The organism is Psychrobacter sp. TB20-MNA-CIBAN-0197, from assembly GCF_040309765.1.
Lineage (GTDB): Bacteria > Pseudomonadota > Gammaproteobacteria > Pseudomonadales > Moraxellaceae > Psychrobacter > Psychrobacter submarinus.
The window spans coordinates 45,871-65,907 of sequence record NZ_JBEOPC010000017.1 but is presented as its reverse complement, the minus strand read 5'-3'; the positions used below and the strand labels follow the sequence as shown (position 1 = coordinate 65,907).

Annotated in this window: 18 protein-coding genes; 7 read left to right on the top strand and 11 right to left on the bottom strand. The window is 46.9% G+C overall.

Annotated elements, in window-relative coordinates; translation table 11 throughout:
- Window positions 1-41 precede the first annotated feature (41 nt).
- The 5 genes from AAEY83_RS07170 to AAEY83_RS07150 form a co-directional block, all read right to left on the bottom strand.
- Window positions 42-812 carry an MOSC domain-containing protein gene (locus AAEY83_RS07170; RefSeq protein ID WP_025644989.1) on the bottom strand — a complete coding sequence of 257 codons (771 nt, stop codon included), beginning with the start codon at window positions 810-812 and terminating at the stop codon, window positions 42-44.
- A 172-nt stretch (window positions 813-984) separates the two neighbouring features.
- The gene (gene rsfS, locus AAEY83_RS07165; RefSeq protein WP_025644991.1) at window positions 985-1,374 is read right to left on the bottom strand and encodes a ribosome silencing factor; all 390 of its coding nucleotides are present in this window, start codon (window positions 1,372-1,374) and stop codon (window positions 985-987) included.
- 109 nt (window positions 1,375-1,483) lie between these two features.
- On the bottom strand, window positions 1,484-2,338 hold the full coding sequence (locus tag AAEY83_RS07160; RefSeq protein WP_037058909.1) for a nicotinate-nicotinamide nucleotide adenylyltransferase: 855 nt from the start codon (window positions 2,336-2,338) through the stop codon (window positions 1,484-1,486).
- 407 nt (window positions 2,339-2,745) lie between these two features.
- Window positions 2,746-4,893 carry a phosphate acetyltransferase gene (gene pta / locus AAEY83_RS07155; protein ID WP_025644993.1) on the bottom strand — a complete coding sequence of 716 codons (2,148 nt, stop codon included), beginning with the start codon at window positions 4,891-4,893 and terminating at the stop codon, window positions 2,746-2,748.
- Window positions 4,894-5,081: 188 nt separating this feature from the next.
- Complete coding sequence (locus tag AAEY83_RS07150; RefSeq protein ID WP_025644995.1) at window positions 5,082-6,317, bottom strand: acetate/propionate family kinase; 1,236 nt, start codon at window positions 6,315-6,317, stop codon at window positions 5,082-5,084.
- A gap of 544 nt (window positions 6,318-6,861) precedes the next feature.
- On the opposite strand from AAEY83_RS07150, the gene lptM reads away from it, so the two are divergent.
- The 4 genes from lptM to AAEY83_RS07130 all read left to right on the top strand — a co-directional run bounded on the left by lptM (window position 6,862) and on the right by AAEY83_RS07130 (window position 10,756).
- Window positions 6,862-7,137: an LPS translocon maturation chaperone LptM gene (lptM, locus tag AAEY83_RS07145; protein ID WP_025644997.1), complete on the top strand. Its 276-nt coding sequence runs from the start codon at window positions 6,862-6,864 to the stop codon at window positions 7,135-7,137.
- A gap of 77 nt (window positions 7,138-7,214) precedes the next feature.
- Window positions 7,215-8,588 carry a diaminopimelate decarboxylase gene (lysA, locus tag AAEY83_RS07140; RefSeq protein ID WP_025644999.1) on the top strand — a complete coding sequence of 458 codons (1,374 nt, stop codon included), beginning with the start codon at window positions 7,215-7,217 and terminating at the stop codon, window positions 8,586-8,588.
- Between the two features lie 239 nt (window positions 8,589-8,827).
- Window positions 8,828-9,715, top strand: coding sequence for a diaminopimelate epimerase (gene dapF, locus AAEY83_RS07135; protein ID WP_025645001.1), 888 nt, complete (start codon window positions 8,828-8,830; stop codon window positions 9,713-9,715).
- 60 nt (window positions 9,716-9,775) lie between these two features.
- A complete protein-coding gene (locus AAEY83_RS07130) occupies window positions 9,776-10,756 on the top strand; it encodes a tyrosine recombinase XerC (RefSeq protein WP_025645003.1) in 981 nt (326 codons plus the stop codon).
- Between the two features lie 173 nt (window positions 10,757-10,929).
- On the opposite strand, the gene AAEY83_RS07125 is transcribed toward AAEY83_RS07130, so the two are convergent.
- A complete protein-coding gene (locus AAEY83_RS07125) occupies window positions 10,930-11,805 on the bottom strand; it encodes a carbon-nitrogen hydrolase family protein (RefSeq protein WP_025645005.1) in 876 nt (291 codons plus the stop codon).
- 199 nt (window positions 11,806-12,004) lie between these two features.
- Between AAEY83_RS07125 and rpoN the strand changes: the two genes are divergently transcribed.
- Both rpoN and hpf read left to right on the top strand, forming a co-directional pair.
- Window positions 12,005-13,675 (top strand): RNA polymerase factor sigma-54, encoded by a 1,671-nt coding sequence (gene rpoN, locus AAEY83_RS07120; protein WP_413771571.1) that lies wholly within the window; start codon window positions 12,005-12,007, stop codon window positions 13,673-13,675.
- 471 nt (window positions 13,676-14,146) lie between these two features.
- A complete protein-coding gene (hpf, locus tag AAEY83_RS07115) occupies window positions 14,147-14,527 on the top strand; it encodes a ribosome hibernation-promoting factor, HPF/YfiA family (protein WP_025645009.1) in 381 nt (126 codons plus the stop codon).
- A 364-nt stretch (window positions 14,528-14,891) separates the two neighbouring features.
- Here hpf and thiS read toward each other — a convergent pair whose 3' ends face one another.
- From thiS to AAEY83_RS07095, 4 genes are all read right to left on the bottom strand, one after another.
- Window positions 14,892-15,092, bottom strand: a complete 201-nt coding sequence (thiS, locus tag AAEY83_RS07110) for a sulfur carrier protein ThiS (protein ID WP_025645011.1) — start codon at window positions 15,090-15,092, stop codon at window positions 14,892-14,894.
- Between the two features lie 56 nt (window positions 15,093-15,148).
- On the bottom strand, window positions 15,149-15,520 hold the full coding sequence (locus tag AAEY83_RS07105) for a DUF423 domain-containing protein (RefSeq protein ID WP_025645013.1): 372 nt from the start codon (window positions 15,518-15,520) through the stop codon (window positions 15,149-15,151).
- A gap of 229 nt (window positions 15,521-15,749) precedes the next feature.
- Window positions 15,750-16,613 (bottom strand): RNA polymerase sigma factor RpoH, encoded by an 864-nt coding sequence (gene rpoH, locus AAEY83_RS07100; protein ID WP_037058941.1) that lies wholly within the window; start codon window positions 16,611-16,613, stop codon window positions 15,750-15,752.
- Between the two features lie 274 nt (window positions 16,614-16,887).
- On the bottom strand, window positions 16,888-17,388 hold the full coding sequence (locus AAEY83_RS07095) for a sulfurtransferase TusA family protein (protein WP_025645017.1): 501 nt from the start codon (window positions 17,386-17,388) through the stop codon (window positions 16,888-16,890).
- 416 nt (window positions 17,389-17,804) lie between these two features.
- On the opposite strand from AAEY83_RS07095, the gene AAEY83_RS07090 reads away from it, so the two are divergent.
- Window positions 17,805-19,394: a M48 family metalloprotease gene (locus AAEY83_RS07090; RefSeq protein WP_037058912.1), complete on the top strand. Its 1,590-nt coding sequence runs from the start codon at window positions 17,805-17,807 to the stop codon at window positions 19,392-19,394.
- 55 nt (window positions 19,395-19,449) lie between these two features.
- Here AAEY83_RS07090 and AAEY83_RS07085 read toward each other — a convergent pair whose 3' ends face one another.
- Window positions 19,450-19,899 (bottom strand): GatB/YqeY domain-containing protein, encoded by a 450-nt coding sequence (locus AAEY83_RS07085; protein WP_025645019.1) that lies wholly within the window; start codon window positions 19,897-19,899, stop codon window positions 19,450-19,452.
- Between the last annotated feature and the right edge of the window lie 138 nt (window positions 19,900-20,037).

Here is a 20,037-nt window from a genome sequence, read left to right as displayed (position 1 = left end):
GGATCATAAAAGCCTTTTAGTTTAATAGGTTAAGCGATCTCTCAGCTCTTTTTAATCTTTTTTTGCAGCACTGTTTTCCAACTCTCCTCCAAACACTCAATAGCTAGCCAAGGCTCAATCACTTCAGCATCATGTTTTTCTTTTGAATTAGCCAGTTGCCATAGCGCCTCTAGCGTGGCAAACGGATAGGGACGCTCTACCAAATAGACCGGTAAATCCGCATCAATTGTGCCATCGCGTACTACTTCAAAATACCAGCCCGCGATACCTTGTTTACTGACCCAAGACGCGATATTTGGGAGTTGCTTGGTTTTAAACTGCCCAATTTGGTCGTTGATTTTATAGCAAGGACGGCGCGGTTGTACGATACGTAATTGCACGCTTTCAGTGTCTTCGATTTCACCATATTGATAGACATCGCCGATACAAACCGTAGCTTCCGTCATCTCTGGTAAGTCATTGACCGCTTGAGTGATAATGTTTTCGCCCAGTGTACCCACGCGCACGTTTAGATCAAACTCATCGTTAATCTGCTCGTAAGTCGCAGGCGGCAGTTGATGCATCGCTTTTAGCGGGCCACCATGATGCTTACGGTCGGCTTGTTCATCAGTTGTAAGGCCCATAAAATTGACCGCAACGGGCGCTTTGATCGGTGCTTTATCGATAGCGCTCATTTGCTCACGGGCGAAGGGCATGGCTTTGCCTGCGCGCACATCGATTAAAGTGGCGATATGTAGGGGTAGCGGTTGATTAAAGTCATGTGCTGCGCTTTGAGAGTTTTGAGAAGTAGAGTCTGTATTGGCGGCGTTCATTGAATGTCCTAGCAGATCGTCACGTGAATAAGGCTATAGTATCGCAAAGTGTAATGGTTTTGTGTTTGATTAACTTTGTTGCTTATATAAAGCGCCAGTTATCAATGACATAAAAAAAGACCGGATATTTTATCCAGTCTGTTTATTAAGTGCGCTAGTCAGTTTTTTGCGTTTAGTTACGGCGACCGGCTTTTTTCTCACGCGGCGTGGCAACTAATTCTGCTAAGCTCTCAGGCGATGACCACAGGCCTTCTAAGTCATAGAACTCGCGCGCAGCTGGCGTCATCATGTGCACAACGACAGCGCCCAAGTCGATCAGCGTCCAGTCAGAATCAGTGCCACCTTCGCGGCCTAATGGCATAAAGCCTGCTTGCTTAGCATCAGCGCCTAAGCTGTCAGCCAACGCGCGAACATGGCGCTTGGAGGTGCCCTCAGCGATAACCATATGCTCCATGACGTCTGTTAAATCCTCAACATCAAGTACGGTGATGTTTTTGGCTTTCATACCGTCCAAAGCGGAGGTTACTAGCGTTAAGCATTCTTCTAAACGTTCGTTAGTCATAGTGTTGCTCATAAATTTGTATCTCTTTAATCGTCATTCGCTATAAAAAGTGAATCGTCATCGGCCATAAATAAGTGGTGACGACTATAATAAGGTGATTTTAACGGAATTAGTCTGCGGAATATAGCTTATGCTGCACAATATAGTCATAAACTGCAGGATGTAAGTGTTTGGATAGATACTCGCAGTGATTAAGCAAGCCATCTTTTATAATAGGGGCGGTATAATAAGTCAGGAGTTGGTTACGAATCTTTGTACTAGATACTTTCTGTACGGGTCGTGAGTCTATATAAATGCGTCCTTTGCGTAAGGTTTTCAAGCCTTTATTTGCTAAGTTTTGGGCTGCTAAGCTGTCAATAGAAGTTGTAACCAGCTCGCTGATAGAGTCAACCACTTGCGCCGGTAGCGAATTAGGTAGCTCATTGATGAGCAAAGCTCGCTGCTTATCACTTAAGGTTTTACTATTATCAAAAGGTTTATGCGGTAAGTTAGGGTCTGTAGGGTTAGCATTGGAGCTGGCATTGTCGGCACTACGATCAAACACCCAAAGATGAACGTAGTCCGTCAACTGTAAGCCCTGTTTCCATTTATCTAAACTACGAGCACTATCCATACCCATAATAAATATCAAGACATCTTGCGGATGGCGCTGACGTAAAGTCCGCACACTATCGATAGTATAGACAGGTGGGGGTTGCCAAATCTCAAGCTCATCGACGCGTATGGGCGTATCTTGCACCGCGAGTTTTAGCATAGCCAATCGATGCTTAGGTGCTAGGCTTTGTGATTTAAAAGGCGAACGCGCGTTGGGTAATAACGACACTTGTAGCTCACAGTTTCGCTCGGCCGTAAGCGGCGCAAGCGAGTGGTAGACTTGCATCGCCATTTCAATATGAGCGTTATGTACTGGATTGAACGAGCCGCCCAAGTAGGCGCGAATGGCAGTAGGGAAAGGTTTAGTCATAGCATCATTATAACGTTTGTCGATAGATATTTCTGCTTAATCAGCAGGTATCATCAGCTCTATCAAAAAAGCGCTCAACATAATGATGCTAAGCGCTTTTGTTTAAAACTAATAGGGCGTGTTGAACATTCACAAATGCGCACTGCTGATCGCTAAAATAGTTCTAGTCTAAGTGAAAATTGCAGGTAATGCTTATTGCATTGGCTAGATTTTCCCAACGACTAGGGCGATTTTAGCATCAGCCCTCACTACAACAATAGGGACAGGACTATTTTTTGCCGCTTTATTGATAAAAATAGACGCTTAGAACAACTAAACTTACCATTTTTATCTGCAAATCGCCTAAAAAATAGTCTCTGTCAGTGCCAAGGTCGAATGTTCAACACGCCCTAATGATTTAAATACTTTTAAATCAAATCACTATAAGCCTGAATAGCCGTGAGAGCAATAGTGTAGACAATATCATCGACTAGAGCGCCGCGCGATAAGTCATTGACCGGCTTATTAAGGCCTTGGAGCATAGGACCGACACTGATGACGTTGGCGCTACGCTGCACCGCTTTATAGGTGGTGTTACCGGTATTGAGATCAGGGAAGATAAAGACGTTGGCTTGACCGGCGACTTTGGAGTCTGGCGCTTTTTGTTTACCGACACTCATTACAGAGGCAGCGTCATATTGTAATGGGCCATCAACGGCTAGATCTGGGGCACGCTCGCGGACGATTTTCGTCGCTGCAATGACTTTTTCGACATCAGCGCCAGTACCAGACGAGCCGGTCGAGTAGCTGATCATCGCCACTTTTGGGTCGATACCGAAGGCGGCAGCAGACTGCGCCGATTGAATAGCAATCTCAGCCAGCTCCTCAGCAGTTGGATCGGGGTTAATAGCGCAATCACCGTAGACGACGACTTGCTCAGGCAGCAGCATAAAGAATACTGACGATACTAAGGAATATTGCGGCGCAGTTTTGATCAGCTGAAACGCGGGACGTACGGTGTTGGCAGTGGTATGAATCGCGCCAGACACTAGGCCGTCGACTTCGTCTAGTTGTAGCATGGTCGTGCCTAGATAGACTGTATCTTGTAGATACTCAGCAGCGACCTCGCTGGTCGTTTTACCTTTACGGCGCTCAACTACTGCATCAATATACTTGCTCATATCAAGACTAGCAGGGTCGATGATTTCAAGCCCCTCAGGCAATACTAAATCACGGTTTTTGGCGACTTGTTCGACTTCGCTACGCTGCGCTAACAGCACACAATCGGCGATACCGCGGCTTTGACAGATACAGGCGGCTTCGACGGTACGCGGCTCAGCGCCTTCTGGCAGTACGATGCGTTTTTTGGCGTTTTGTGCTTTTTTGACCACTTGATGGCGAAACGCAGCAGGCGAGAGACGGGCGACATAATCACCGCTAAAGTATTCTTTTATCCAGCTGAGATCTAAGTGTGCTGCAACATAACGAGCGACATCGGTTGCGCGCTCGGTATCATCGCTTGGTATCTCAGAACTCATGTGTAGTAGGTTTTGTACCGTCTCAAAGCTATCGGTCTCGACGCTCATGACAGGAATGCCAGTCTTCAGCGCCGACTGCCAAAGCTCAGCTACGGTCTCGTTAGGGACTACACCGCCTGTCAGTACTAGACCTGCTAGTGGTACGCCGTTGATACAAGCTAGGCCTGCTGCTAGCAGTAGATCATCACGGTCGCCTGGCACCACAATGAGCGTACCGCGCTTAAAGACCTCATCAACGCGCGAAACGGAGCGTGCGGTCAGGCTAATATCATTGATACGGCGCGATTTGGCGTCGCCGACGTTGAGCCAAGTGGCATCAAGCTCAGCGGCGATATCCCAAGTGCGCGGCACGGAGAGCGAGTCACTAAATGGCACGACACCGATGAGACGGAAGCGCTCGCTATGAAAATGCGGTGATAGGCGCTGCACCTCTTGGATGAAGTTTTCATCTAAGCTCACTACCGCCTCACCAGGAGCGACAGGCTGAGTCTCAAAGGTATTAGGCACGTCATGCACGCGCATTAAGATAGTGCCAAGCGTACGTTCATGAGCGATACCGCCAAACTCGCGCGCGTGCACGTCAAGCTTGTCTGCTAGATAAGCAGGATTGCTGGTGTCGACAGTGCTGACAAAGATAATCTTCGCGTCTAAAGCATGGGCGATGGCTTGGTTAATTTGAGAAGCGTAAGAGGCTTCGGTGGTTGGCACTAAGCCTTCACAGATAACCACATCAGGCTCGCCATCAATACTGTGATAATTGCCAATAACCTCTTCCATTAGCTCGTCAAGATTACCATCGCCGATCATGCGCTCAACGCGCTGACGGTTGATAGATTTGGGCGGCGTTAGGCCAAACGCATGCATGATAAGGGCGCTTGAGCTGTCCAAGCTGTTTTGTTTATCGAGCGTATCGTCTTGCAAAAACGGCTTCATAAAGCCGGCTTTGATACCGTTATAATCAAGCGCGCGAATGAGGCCAAGAGCGGCTGAAGTCACGCCGATACCGCGACTGATAGGAACCAATAAAATAGTTTGCATAGTGTATCCTACGGTTTGTTATATTTTTAAAGACTGAGAATGTATGATGGGCGGCTATTATTGTTGCTAATAAGCGACTAGTCTAGCAAGTAACTGGCTTAATAAAAGACTGAGCTAATAATAGACCCGTTTGCGCAGTCAAAAAAAGCGCCATGCTTATACAGCGACAGCGCTTTTTTATTAACCCTTTAGTCTAGACCCAAGGTTTGACGGGTTTCTTTAGCGATTTGACACTCTTCGTCAGTTGGGATGACCCACAGCTCAATACTGCTATCGTCACTCTCAAAGCGCCCTTCTGCGCCGCCAACGAGCGATTTGTTTTTGTCTGCATCGAACGCGATACCGAAGTGACGCATCACGTTTAGGATACGCGCGCGCGTGGTCGCTGAGTTCTCGCCGATCCCGCCGGTAAAGACAATACCGGTAAACTCAGGTAGCGCGCAGCTGAGGCTCGCCAAATACTTACCAACGCGATAAGCGAACATCTCGATTGCCAGCTCGGCATCTTTATGACCTTCGTTAGCTGCTTGCTCGACGGTGCGTAGGTCGTTAGACAGACCCGAGATACCTAATAGGCCACTTTCGCTATTGAGCATTTTATCTACATCTTCCAAGCTCATACCAAGTTGACGCTTTAGGTGGATATGTAGGCTTGGATCGACATCACCACTACGCGTGCCCATCATCAGCCCCTCAAGCGGCGTCAGTCCCATACTGGTATCTAGACTTTTGCCATCATAAACGGCAGTCGCTGAGCAGCCATTCCCTAGATGCGCAGTCAACCAGCCTTGCGGGCCATTAGCTTCGGTGAGCTGGCTGGCACGTTCTGAAACGTAAGCGTGCGAGGTACCATGAAAGCCGTAACGGCGGATTTTTTCTTCTTCATATAGCGCTTTTGGAATCGGATAACGATAAGCCACAGGCGGCATAGTCTGGTGAAAGGCAGTATCAAAGACCACGACTTGCGGAATATCAGGATAGATCGCTTGTACCGCTTCGATGCCTAGAGCATTAGCTGGGTTATGCAAAGGTGCTAACGACTTGAGACGTTTCACTTCCGATAACACATGATCGTTCACTTTGACCGCTTCTGAGTATTCACGCCCGCCATGGACGCCGCGATGACCGACAGCGATAAAGTGATACTGCTCGAGGAGCTCAAGCACTTTTTGTAAGGCAAGTTTATGACGGCCACCTGGAATAGCAATTTCAAGCTTTTCACCATTTAACGCGGTATGTTTGATACGAGCGGTATCGAGACCTAAATTTTCGGCCAGTCCCGTGATACGAGTCGATTCATCCTCGCTGATCAAAGCGTACTTAATAGAAGAGGAGCCACAGTTGAGGACTAAAGTGGGATTGGTTAATACTGAGTTGTCCGAGTTCTCATCGCTAGAAGCGGAGGGGTTGACGCTGTCATTCATGCTCTATCCTTAGATTATGGCTGTTGGGTTGTGGGTGTTGGATTATGGGTAGGAATAATAAATCATATAATAAGTAGGGGTTCAATCATTTAAACCATTTGAATGATTAAAGCAAAATAAAATGCTAAAGCTAAAGACAAGGTAGCATATTTTAGAACAATTACCACACTTGCGGTTAAGCGTTATACCACAATAACTATAAGGTTTAAGACAAGCATCCGTCAAGTATTAGTTACAGCTGTACACTGAGTGTCTAAAAAATAGTCTCCGCGCGTGCCACAACCGAACGTACAACACGCCCCATTAAATGTAGCATTTATAAAGAATAATGATAGGTCAATATTGCAACTAAAATTATCGCTAAACACAGTCAATCGCTGCCAATTAATGCTATGATTACAGGCCTATTTGATGCTCGATACTGGCTGGTATGGTACGGTTAGCGAGCAGGATTATTTAGCGTTAAAATATCAATAGCTGATTGTGAATTTTGCGCAAGCAGTTTTAGCGCAATCAGTGATGCATGGTTAATGGCTTACCACTTATGAAAACTCTAAAACCGAATTTTATATTTTCAAAACTTACTGCTATGGCGGTTACTCTAGTGGCTCTGAGTTTGAGCGGCTGCGGGCAAAAAGGCCCGCTATACTTGGCAGATACTGAGCAAGGGCTCATCACCAGCGCTGAGGTATTAGACAGTACCAGTCAGCCGCAAGATGCTGCATTTGCTGGAGTAGATGATGACGAGTATAAGCGCACACGCTATCTTGAGGAGCAGCAAGTGCTGCCTGAGCCAAGCGATGATGCAAATGATTATTGATTGATTGCTAAGCGATGCTGCAAGTTTAATAATGTGATAATTTCCTTTGAAAACCTGAATGAATGAAAGAGAGGACTATGAGTAACTCTGAGCCGCAAAGACAGGCAACTGTGGCAGATAGCCAAGCGATTACCGTACAAACTGAGCACGGGTTGTATATCGATCCTCAAGCTTTAAGCGCCCATCTGCCAGCGCTGAGCTATCGCAATAACGAGCTGTATATTGAGGACGTTAGCGTGAGCGGTTTGGCTAAGCAGTACGATACGCCTTGTTATGTCTACTCCAAGCAGGCGATCTTGGATGTTTATCAAGCCTATAGCGATAGCTTTGCCAGCCTTGAGCACCAAATATGCTACGCGGTAAAGGCCAATTCTAATTTGGCCGTATTAGGCATCTTGGCGCAGGCTGGTGCTGGCTTCGATATCGTATCCCGCGGCGAGCTGATGCGCGTGTTAGCAGCAGGCGGCCAAGCGGGTCGCGTCGTCTATTCAGGCGTAGGCAAGACATACAGCGATATCGAATTTGCTCTGCAGCAAGGTATTGGCTGCTTTAATGTCGAGTCCATCAGCGAGCTGTCGTTAATTAATGAAGTAGCCGACCAGCTAGATACACCAGCGCCGATATCCCTACGGGTCAATCCTGACGTCGATGCTAAGACTCATCCTTATATCTCAACGGGGCTAAAAGATAATAAGTTTGGCATCGCTCATGAACAGGCGCTTGACGTTTATGCGCAGGCCGCGGCGATGTCACATATTGAGATCGTTGGTATTGATTGTCATATCGGCTCGCAGCTCACCGAAGTTGCGCCCTTTGTAGCCGCACTGGACAAAGTGATTGAGCTGGTGCAGGCTTTAGCGGATCAAGGTATTACGCTCAAGCATGTGGACTTGGGCGGTGGACTAGGCGTGCGCTACATTGATGAGTCGCCAGTGTCCATCGCTGATTTTGCCGACGCGCTATTGCCGAAACTCACTGAGCTGGGTCTCAAAGTATTCTTTGAGCCGGGGCGCAGTATGGTTGCTAATGCTGGCGTGCTACTCACTCGCGTTGATGTTCTTAAACCGACCGAGCACAAAAACTTTGCTATCGTTGACGCGGCGATGAATGATTTGATCCGCCCAGCGCTGTATCAAGCAGAGATGGCAGTGATTCCTCAGCAGTTACCTAACGGTGGTATGCAAGCTGACGATACAAAGGCTTGGGATATTGTTGGCGCTATTTGTGAGACAGGTGATTTTTTGGCTAAGGATCGTGTATTGGCGCTTGCCGAAGGCGATATCTTGGCTATCACTGGTGCTGGCGCTTACGGCTTTACTATGAGTAGTAATTACAATTCGCGTCCGCGTGCTAGCGAGGTTATGGTGGCACAGAGTCAGCAGCAGTTGATTCGTAAGCGTGAGACGATCGAAGACTTATACCGCGATGAGATGCGTTGGCAAGATCAATAGCGAAATGACTAGCCGGCCCCTATGTCCATGGTAAAAGTCTGAGCTAAAAAGCTCCTAGTGATTTAGTAAATTTATTTTAAAAGCCCATTGTCATGATGACAGTGGGTTTTTTATGGTGACTATTTTATGACGAGTATTTCATGACGGTCTCTACCATTCATCACGCGCTGATAGTTATCATTGTGCAGGGTAGCGTGCTAATATAACCGACATATAAAAACAGAATAGGACACAAGGATATGTTGATAGAGTTTACAAAGATGCATGGGCTAGGTAACGATTTTATGGTTATCGATTTGGTGACTCAGCGCTTAGATTTGACCAAAGAGTTGGTAGAGTTATTGGGCGATCGGCACTTAGGTATAGGCTTTGATCAGCTGCTAGTCGTTGAGCCGCCAATGCGCCCGGATGTTGATTTTAGCTATCGCATCTTCAATACCGATGGCACTGAAGTTGAGCAATGCGGCAATGGCGCGCGCTGTTTCGCGCGTTTTGTGCAAGCACGTAAGCTGTCATTTAAGCAGCGCTTGCGGGTTGAGACGGCGAGCGGCGTCATCTCTTTGACCACTGATCGTTATGGTTGGGTCGAGGTCGATATGGGTAAGCCTAAATTTGAGCCGGATGAGATTCCGTTTACCCCAAAAGCCACCACCAAAATCCAAAACGCCTATCATCTCGATGTCGCCGGTACACCAGTACAGCTTTATGTTGCTAATATGGGCAATCCGCATGCAGTTATCAAGGTCGACGATGTGCTAGATGCGGAAGTGGCCACTTTAGGCAAAGCCATTGAGTCGCACCGAGCGTTTCCGGATCGGGTCAATGTCGGCTTTATGCAAGTGATGAATCAGCGTCATATCCGTCTGCGGGTGTATGAGCGCGGAGTGGGCGAGACGCAAGCTTGCGGCACTGGCGCTTGTGCGGCAGTCGCTATCGGTATCCGTGAAGGCTGGCTCGATGAAGGCGAGGATATCCGCGCGCAGCTCTACGGCGGTAGTATGATTGTCAAATGGCAGCCAGGCTATTCGGTAATGATGACCGGTCCTACTGCCTTTGTATATGAAGGGGTATTCAGTCCCGATGGTATTATGGCGCAAGCGGGTCTCAAGCCTAATTCGCCAAGCTAAATACGGCTAGCTAAGAGAGTATTTAAGATACCAACTAAGAGAGCAATCAAGAGAAAAGCTATGAGCGTCAAAGATTATGTCAATCCGGCAACGGATATAGAGACCGATGCGGTGTTACGTGAGCTATTGACGCCAGTGCATCGTTGGCTAAATACCTTGTCAGTACGCAATCACTCTGAGCATACTTTGACAGCTTATCTCGCTGGCGTTCAGCAGTTAGCGTTGTATCTGCGCGGTAAGCGTCTGAGTTGGACGCGCTGTGATAAGCGCCAATTAGCTCAGCATATCTCTCAGCGTCTTGATGAAGATAAGCTTGCGCTAGCCAGCGTGCAGCAAGAGCTCTCGGCGATCCGTCATTTTTATAGTTGGCTTATCGAAGAGGACATAGCGCGTATCAACCCGACGACTGGCTATCAGCTCAAGCGCAGTCCGCGGCCGTTGCCTTCGATTGCTGATGTTGATCTGCTCACTCAGCTTTTAGAGCAAGAACTGCCTGATACGCCAGAGCAGGCGAGATTGTGGCTGCGAGATAAAGCAATGTTTGAGCTGCTCTACAGCAGTGGCTTACGGGTAGGCGAGCTGGTGGCGCTCGATATGATAGATATCGATTTGTCTGATTTGCGCGTTCGAGTGACCGGTAAAGGCAACAAAACGCGTTTAGTGCCAATTGGTAATAAGGCAGCTGAAGCGATTAAGCGCTACTTACCGCATCGTAACCTTTGGGTAGAGGGGCAAGACAGCGCTTTATTTATTAGTGAAAAGCTCGGTACGCGGCTCTCTACTCGCGCCGTACAGCAGCGTTTAAAAGTAGCAGCCAAACGCGCCGGTATCGCACAAAACCTCTACCCGCACCTGCTGCGTCACTGCTTTGCCTCGCATATGCTCTCCGGCAGTGGTGATTTGCGCGCGGTACAAGAGATGCTCGGTCATAGCGATATTAGCACCACTCAGATCTATACCCATGTAGACTTTGCTAAGCTTACCCAAGTCTATGATCGCGCCCATCCGCGCGCCTCTCTTACTCAAAACGATAGTGAGTGATAGTCAGATTAAAAATGAACTGCGTTTAATATATAAGTTATGATCGTGGGACTAGTATAAATTTTACTGGCGTGCTGTTATCGTTCGATGCTGCATAAAATTCATCCCAGTTTCACGTGATAATATGACGTTTTTATTTCAATTAAATTTACACCCAATTCTTATAAATACTATTAAGCCAAGCGATGACACTGAAAAATAGGCATCTTCTCGCGCCCTTGCTGCTGCGTTGACTTATCAAAACTAGCGAAAACTAAAGCGTAATCCTTGTGCTTATCCTCAGTTTTCATCTCGCTGCTCTCGTAGCTGTCGACTATCGTGCCATCAAAGGCGGTAATGGCACTATGTCCCCAAGTCTGGCGCGCCTGCCCGTCCTTATAATGATGCTCGCCGCCTTGTGCCGCGCCTATGACTAAGCACTGACTATCTAGCGCTCGCGCGCGTAGCAGTAGCTCCCAATGCGCTTGTCCGGTCAGATAAGTAAAGGCAGACGGCGCGCTTAGCAGCTCAGCACCGGCTTGACGCAAACGTTGAGCAAGCGCGGGGAAGCGCAAATCAAAGCACACCATCATTCCTAGCTGATAGCTCTCACCTGCGACTTCGATAGGGGTGACGACAGTTTGCGTGCCCGGCTCAAACGTTGCCGCTTCGTTATAGCTGCCTTGCTTATCGGCGACTGTGGCGGTGAATAGATGAATTTTGTCATAGCGAGCAAGCCGGCTACCATCGGGCGCAAACAGTTGACTGACTTGACGTAGACGACCATCAGGAACTAGCGCGCCATCCGGACGAAACGGGCAAGGTAGCGAGCCGGCTAACAGGTGCACGTTGTGCTCGCGCGCGTAGCTAGCAAGCGTCGCTGATAGCGACTCGAAACGCTCGGCAGTGGCAAACTGACGACCCATGCTACAACAGTTCTCAGGCAAAACGATCAGCTGCGCGCCTTGAGTGCTCGCTTCCTCAATACCAGCCTTAATAGTGCTAAGATTGGCTTCGATATCTTGCTGACTGTTCATTTGTAGCGCCGCGACGTTTAATACTTTATTCATAGAGCTTCTCGTTTAATAGTAATAGATATTATTTTTAGCGATAAAAAGGACTATAACGCTATATATGTTATAAATTATCATAGCAATAGGACTATGAAAAATGCTATCGTCATGACCCATTAGAGTGATAAGTCGCTATCAACCGTGATTATGAATCAAAACCACATCAGTACTGGAGTGCAATAAACTGCTCATGAGTATGTCATTTGGCTTAGGCGCTACGCTAAATACCTCACAAAAGCTTACCCCGCAGATGCAGCAAGCTATCAAGCTCTTGCAGCTCTCAAGCCTTGAGTTAGCACAAGAGGTGCAAGCCAAGCTTGAGAGTAACCCACTACTTGAGCGTATTGAGGATGAAGAAGAGCGCTATGACGAAGATAGCAGCGATCTAGAAATGGCTGAAGATCCGTTAACGCTTGAGATGTGGAACAGTGGCACTAACGATAATGATGATAGCTATGACGGTTATGACAGTTACGATAGTCAAGACAGTGTAGACAGCTTCGATAAATTGCAGCAAGCCCATATCGACGGTAGCGCGATGGATATCGATAATGAGACGATGGCTGACCCTACTTATGATAGCGCCTACGCTGACCAGCATACTGTTGAGACGACGAGTTTTACGGCAACGCCCTCAGATCAAGCTGCCTCTAGCCCTATCGATTTTGATGATTTAGAGCGCTATCAAGGCACAACCAACGCCAGTATTCAAGACTATATACGTTGGCAGCTCAATTTTAAACGCTTATCAGACACCGACACTATGATCGCCGATTATCTCATCGATGCGATGGATGAGATGGGCTTTATCCGCTTAGATATCGATGACTTGCTGCAGAGTTTTGCCACTATGGCAAGCTTTTATCAGTGGCCAGAGCCAATAGAGTACGATGAAATAACCGTCATGCTTAGAGTCATTCAGTCTTGTGACCCCTTAGGGGTAGGGGCGCGTAATCTGAGTGAATGCTTGGCCATTCAGCTTAGCAAACTTGATCGCAATACAGAGCATTTGGCCGAAGCGCAAGCTCTGCTATCTGCCAGCGAGCATTTAGTGAGCAACAATATTAAAGCGCTAACTCAGGCGACTGGCCTAAAAGCCGCACAGATCACCCCAGCGCTAAGTTTACTGCGTCAGCTCAATCCTGCGCCGGGTCTGGCCTTTCAAAGTAGCCAGTCCAGTTATGAGCAGGCTCCTGAGAGTTATGATATTCCAGATGTCTTAGTTACTCCCATTCGTCGTCATCGTTCAGCGGCGCTCGAAGCAGATAGAGCAGTCAGCGATGAGCGCTGGCAGGTCAGTCTTAATCCAGAGACACTACCGAAACTGCGTATAAATGAAGACTACGCCAATCTAGTCAAACGCGGTGATGATAGCTCAGACAATCAATATCTACGTGAAAACCTCAGCGATGCCAAGCTGTTTATTCGCAGTATTGAGGAGCGTAACCAAAACCTGTTAAAGGTGGCGACGAGTATTGTCAGACGTCAGCAAGAGTTTTTACGTCATGGCGCTTCTGCTATGCAGCCTTTGATCTTAAAGGATATCGCTGAAGAGGTAGAACTACATGAGTCTACAGTCTCCCGTTTAACCACCAGTAAATCCATCTTGACCCCGCAAGGTCTATTTTCACTCAAGTACTTTTTCTCATCGCATGTGAGTAGCCGTGAAGGCGATGTCTCATCGACCGCTATTAGCGCTATGATCAAACAGCTCATCGCCAATGAAGCACCAAAAAAACCGCTCTCCGATAGTCGCCTGCAGCAGCACTTGCATGCAGAAGGTATCGACATCGCTAGACGTACGGTAGCTAAGTATCGCGAAGCTATGGGGATCGGTTCTTCCACTCAGCGCAAACAAAAATACTGATTTCAGTGGTGCTAGGCGCGTCAATGAATAGTCGCTTAAAAGGTATGATAGTTGCTAGGAATAAAAATAAAATTTTTTGATTATATAGATTTTAGCAATATATAGCAGTTAACTTTACATTTTATTACAGTATAGCGTCTTGCTACTCTTAGGTATTCGTGACAAATTAGAAGGGCATCAACAGCAAAAACTGAAGGACATTTAGCTTTTAAAGATCGAAGATTTGGAGCTGTTTAAAAGACGAATTCAAAGGCATTCTAAGGTGTCAGTAGATACCGATAATGAGTTTTGACAAAAGGAGATTTGAAAAAGCGACACTTTATATAGAATGCACTATTGGTTATATCGTCATTGCTCTTTAAGATTAGCTTTTAACATCAGTTTTTGACAGTTCGATGGCTCCAGCTGATACCGGTTAGTTTACCGTACTATCAGTTCACTATAAGTGGTAATAAATATAAGGACAAGTATATGAACGTATCTATTAGTGGTCACCATATCAGTGTTACCGATGCCATGAATACCGCAGTCCGCGAAAAATTAGAAAAAATTGAGCGTCATTTCGATCAGATTCAGAGCATTCAGGTGATTTTGTCTTTAGACAATAGCGGCGCTAGTGATGGCGGCAAAAAGAGCCACAAAGCCGAAGCTATCATGCGAGTCTCAGGTCAAGAGATGTTCGTACAGGCGCAAGATGACGACATGTATAAAGCCATCAACGAGATGTCAGATAAGCTTGAGCGGCAAGTACGTAAATATAAGACCCGCCAACAAGACAAAAAGACTCGCGCGACTGGACGTGACAACAGCTATAACAATAGCGAAGCTGCTGATGCTGCCTCAGCGATGTAGCCATGAGCTTACCTATTGAGATAGGTTTATAGTACAAGCATAAACGCTTTGACTGGTTTGGTGGTACGCATAGCTGATAATAAACATAATACCAAAACTTAGCTATGCCTATACCGAGCCAGTCAATCAGCTGTATTTAGCGTGACAACATTCACAATGTTAACAATATTGACAATAAGGAAAGCCAATAAGAAGAATAGAGAGAAGATGATAATTCACTAAATTTGTAGCGCAAAATCAGTAGCGCTAATCAACGTAAAACCCAAAAAAGACCTCAACCGATGAAACGATTGAGGTCTTTTAGGTTTAAAAATTACCAGTTTGATTTATAGGCATTTAGCTCTATCTATGGACATAAAGAATTTTAGCCACCACCGACCGCTTGTACCACTTCGATAGTCATTCCTTCCACCACGCGCATTTGTGCCAACTCGCTTTTAGGCACTAGGTCTCCATCGACTTCTACCGCATAGCGCCCTTGACTTAAGCCAAGCTCATTCACTACTAACTGCACGGTTTGATGCGTAGTCTGTAAGGTCTTACCGTTGACAGTGATGGTACTCATAAAGTGGGCTCCCTAGTTATCTAACGTATCCATTTTATTTAATATCGAATCTATGATTAAAGTGGTTTGCCGAGACGAAAAGCTGTTATGGCAAGCCACAACCAACCTGCTATCATCAGCACTCCGCCGATCGGGGTAATAGCGCCAAACCAACGCGGTGCGCCTAAGGTCATAGCGTAGAGACTACCAGCAAATACTATTACTCCGAGCTGTAACAACCACGCCGTCGCTTGAGTGGCATAATTAAGGCGCAGTAATATGCCAACCAATAGCAGTCCGAGCGCATGAATAAACAAATAAAGTGTCGCGGTATGCCACCAAGCAAGCTGCTGCTCATCAACCAAGTTTTTGAGTCCATGAGCGCCAAACGCGCCTAGAGCAACCGCGATAGCCATATTAACGGCAGCAATACCTATCCAATTGATCATTTATAAACTCTTAATTTTTATAAAAATAGCTGTACCTATAGTCAGTTCTAAATAAAACCGATACGCTAATATATTCGTGCAGTTGATATAAATTTTCCTGACGTGCTGTGTCGTTGCGGACAGAGGCTGCAAAAAATTCATCCCAACCGCACTGTATCGTTTTTAACGTGGATTAACTATATAATAAAATCAAGCCACTCGTACAATCATCACTGTATAAACACAATCATTATTGAATATCGTCAGGCAAAATCACACTCTCAATAGTCATGGCCTCACGGATTTTGTCCATCGCGTTCTTTTCGATCTGACGCACACGCTCAGCCGATATAGAGTAGACCGCCGCCAATTCGTGCAAGGTGGATTTTTGCTCAGTAAGCCAGCGCTGCTCAACGATATCACGAGAGCGATCATCTAGCGTCCCCATTGCTTCAATCAACGCGGATGAATTATTGGCTTCCCAATCAGACTCTTCTACCATCTCAGCTGGATCTATACCGTCCTCTAAGAACAGCTGCGGCGCGTAACGCCCGTCGTCATCATCGCTCGATTGGGTCTCAAAAGAGGCGTCATAAGAGGTCAGGCGCGACTCCATCTCTAGCACTTGCTTGCGAGTGACGTTGAGATCGTTCGCAATCGCATCTGCCTCTTCTAAAGTCAGCTGATTGTTGGTCTTTTTTAGGCTACGTAGGTTAAAAAATAACTTACGATGCGCTTTGGTGGTCGCCACTTTGACAATGCGCCAGTTACGAATCACAAACTCGTGAATCTCAGCTTTGATCCAATGCACGGCAAAAGAGACTAAGCGCACGCCCTTATTCGGATCGAAGCGCTTGACCGCTTTCATCAAGCCCAGATTGCCTTCTTGAATCAGATCCGCTTGCGGCAAACCATAGCCTGAGTAGCTACGCGCGATATGTATCACAAAGCGCAGATGCGACATCACGAGTAACCGCGCGGCTTCGACATCACCTTCATCATAGTAGCGGTGTGCAAGCTCTTGTTCTTGCGTTGGGGTCAAAATAGGAATTTGGTGCACAGTATTAATATAAGCGCCTAGGTTTACCCCAGGAGCCGTCAAGTGAGTCGGCATGGCCGGTACTAAATCGCGAGTGCTGGTTTTTTCTAAGGCACTAGCGTCGTACGGCGGTCGTTTTGCTGCCGCTTCTAACGCTGCTGTGCGAGCAGCATTTTGCTCAGTAGTCACTTTATCATTACTGCGAGGTTTTTTTGGTGGTGACGATTTTTTTGTCGCAGAATCAGTGGAAGAAGTAGTCATATCTTTGACCTTAATCAAGTAAATAGGCAAATAAATAAACAAGTATGCAAAGTAGAATAATTATAGTAATTGTAAAGGATAGCTGTCGTTAGTTGCTATCGGTTTTGGTAATGATGAAGTGAAATATTGTATCGGCTTGCTGCGCGGCTTTGTTATGCCTAGCTTCATCAGTAGCAGTAACCGCTTCATCATTGCGGCTATCGGTTACCGTATTAACTAACAGCTGGAGCGTCTCTGTATTAGCCGTTTGCGATTGCCGACAAAAGGCAGTGATGTCTGCTTGCGAGTTGGGATCAGTGGCAACAACATATAAAGACTCACCGATAGCGACATCACGCAAAGCCACTTTTGTCTTTAATAATGGCATCGGACAAGCCAAACCGCGACCATCAACGTAACCTTTTATGAGAAGGGCAGAGTCCGCTTCTATTCTCGTTTTATTATCCAAGTGTGACCTTATCTCGCTGATATAAGAAGCCGGTAATAGCGCTAACAAATCAGCGATAACTTGCTGCTCATTGGCAGACAAGCTCGATGAGAGCGTTATAAAATAAGGGGCAGATACCGTAGTTTTAGACGCAGCTGACATAAATCAAACCTTGAACGATAAATGCTTATTATAACAAACTGCTAGGCTAGAAGAGCAGTTGAATATTATCATCACAGTGTTTGATGTTTTAGCATGGCACAATAATGTTACTTAACCGTGACGCTTGCTGAGATATTAGTAGTCAGTCTGAGCCAACAATTGACGTTATACCCTCAAGCTTATATAGTCAAAACAGCCAAGAACCCTACTATAGTCAGTGCGAAATAAAGTCGATACGCTAAATATTAACGTGCAACTGGTATTCATTTTCCTTGCGTGCTGTGTCTACGCTGTTTCGATGTTGCGCAGCTCTCATTGACAAGATGAATCCCAGCTGCACTGCATCGGTTTTAAAGTGATTCAACTATATCAGCGTTCGGTATTTGCCTGTGTTGCTTAAATAATAGGATACTCATTTGAAGTTTATTTATCGACCATCAACGCCAAGTGTACTCGTGCTGGCACTGCTGCTCAGTAGTGTCAGTTATGGGGCGAGCGTAACGCTAAGTCGCCTTGAGCCGCTTGCCACGCCAACAGTGTCCACCTCAGCTTTTAGCCCTTGGCAGCAGCCGTCCGATGAGCTTGATTTGCCCAATTTGCAAGGGCAGGCGCTGAGCTTTGCTGATCAATATCAAAATAAGCGCATTGGTGAATGGTCGCTACAAAACATCAATGGCCAGGCCAAGATGGAGCACGACCCTTGGATTCAAGAGACGATGAAGGCGATGACTTGGCGACTCAACGCTCAAGCTCGTCAGCAAGCGCCGTTGGCTTTAGTGATTATTGATAACCCAAGTATCAATGCCTTTGCCGCACCCGGCGGGGTTATCGGTATTAATACCGGTACTATACTCGCGGCGGATAGTATGGACGAATTGGCAAGCGTCGTTGCTCACGAAGTGGCGCATATCAGTCAGCGCCATTATGAGAGCGGTGCAGACGCGCGCAAAAAAGCGCTACTGATGCAAATCGGCGGTATGCTCGCGGCGATAGCTGCCTCCGCAGTCGATGGCGATGCGGCAGCAGCAGTGATGATGGGCTCGCAGACGGCGACTATGAATAGCAGCATGGCCTTTAGCCGTAGTAATGAGCGCGAAGCGGACCGGGTGGGCATGCAGATCATGACGCAGGCAGGCTACGATCCACGCGCTATGCCGAGATTTTTTGCGACGATGAACCAAAAGAGTCAGCTCAATCAAGTCGAAAACCGCTATTTACCAAGCTTTGTGCGCTCACATCCTTTGAGTAATGAGCGCTTAAGCGAGTCGCAAGCCCGTGCTCAGCAGTATGCGCCTTTATCTTTGACGCAGCAGCAGCGCCATCAAGCGTTGTTTGATTTGTTATATTGGCGCGTGCAAGTCATGGGCCAGCATACCTCAGAAACGGCGCTGACTACCGCCGTGGTCAGCAGTCCTGGCGCTAAGCTTGCCTTGATGTACTGGTACAGTCAGCAGCAACGTTTCGATGATGCCGAGCAGCTAATGAAGGAGCTGTCAGCGCTACCAGCAAGTCAGCTGCAGATACTAGAGCCATTATTATCTATCACCTATAGCCAAGTGCTCAGTGAACAAAACAAATGGCAGCGAGCCGTAGAAGTTTTAAGCGCGCAGCAGCGCCTTTATCCGGAGCGCCGTGATTTGCGGCTATACTTAGCAGAAGCCCTCACCAGTAATAATCAGCCACTACAAGCGCAAGCTCTACTTAAGCCGTTAACCCAAGAGCAAGCCAGTGACCGCTATGCTTGGCAAAGCTTGCAATTGGCTAACGAAAAACTCGCTAAAACCTCAAGCTCAGCGGCTATCAAAGCGATTGCGACGATTAATGCTCTGCGCTACCGCAGTCATGATCAGCTCTGGAATGGACGTTATGATTCGGCATTGACGTCTTTGACGCAAGCTAAGCAACTGGCTGAGAAAATGCCAAACTCTTCTGGTCGTAGTCCGTTATTAGCCAGTATCAAAAAAGAAATCAGCGAAGTAAAAACCGCCCAAGACTTTAAGCCTTAGGCGGTTAGGAGGGACGAAGTTCGCTATAAACCGAGCGCGTGCAATCGGTGCAGGTCTAGCCTTGCAGCGCTTCTTTGACCAGTCTTGAGATAACCGCGGGATCGGCGCGGCCTGCGGTTTTGGTTTTCATAGCGCCCATGACGCTCCCCATATCGCGCATGGAGGTAGCGCCTTGATCGCTAATCTCTTGGTTGACTAAGGCGGCAAGCTCGTCATCATCCATCTGTTTTGGCATAAACTCATTGATAATGTCAATCTCGAACTGCTCTTTACTCGCCAAGTCATCACGGCCATTCGCGGTAAAAATAGCCAATGACTCTTGACGCTGTTTGAGCTGCTTTTGTAGTATCTCTAGAACGCCCGCATCATCTAGCTCCACTTTACGGTCGATTTCGATTTGCTTGACGACAGATTGTACATTGCGCATGACTTTGACGCGCTCAAGCTCGCGGGCTTTCATAGAGGTGACAATAGTATCTGCTAGCTTTTGCTTAATAGAGCTCATAATGGTGGCTAATCCTTGTTTATAGGGTGCTTTTTGGTGTTGTAATATAAATTTCGATAGGTAATAAGATGAATAATAAAAAGTGTAGCACAAAAAACGCCACTGATATCTATTGATAACAGTGGCGCTGATGTACGA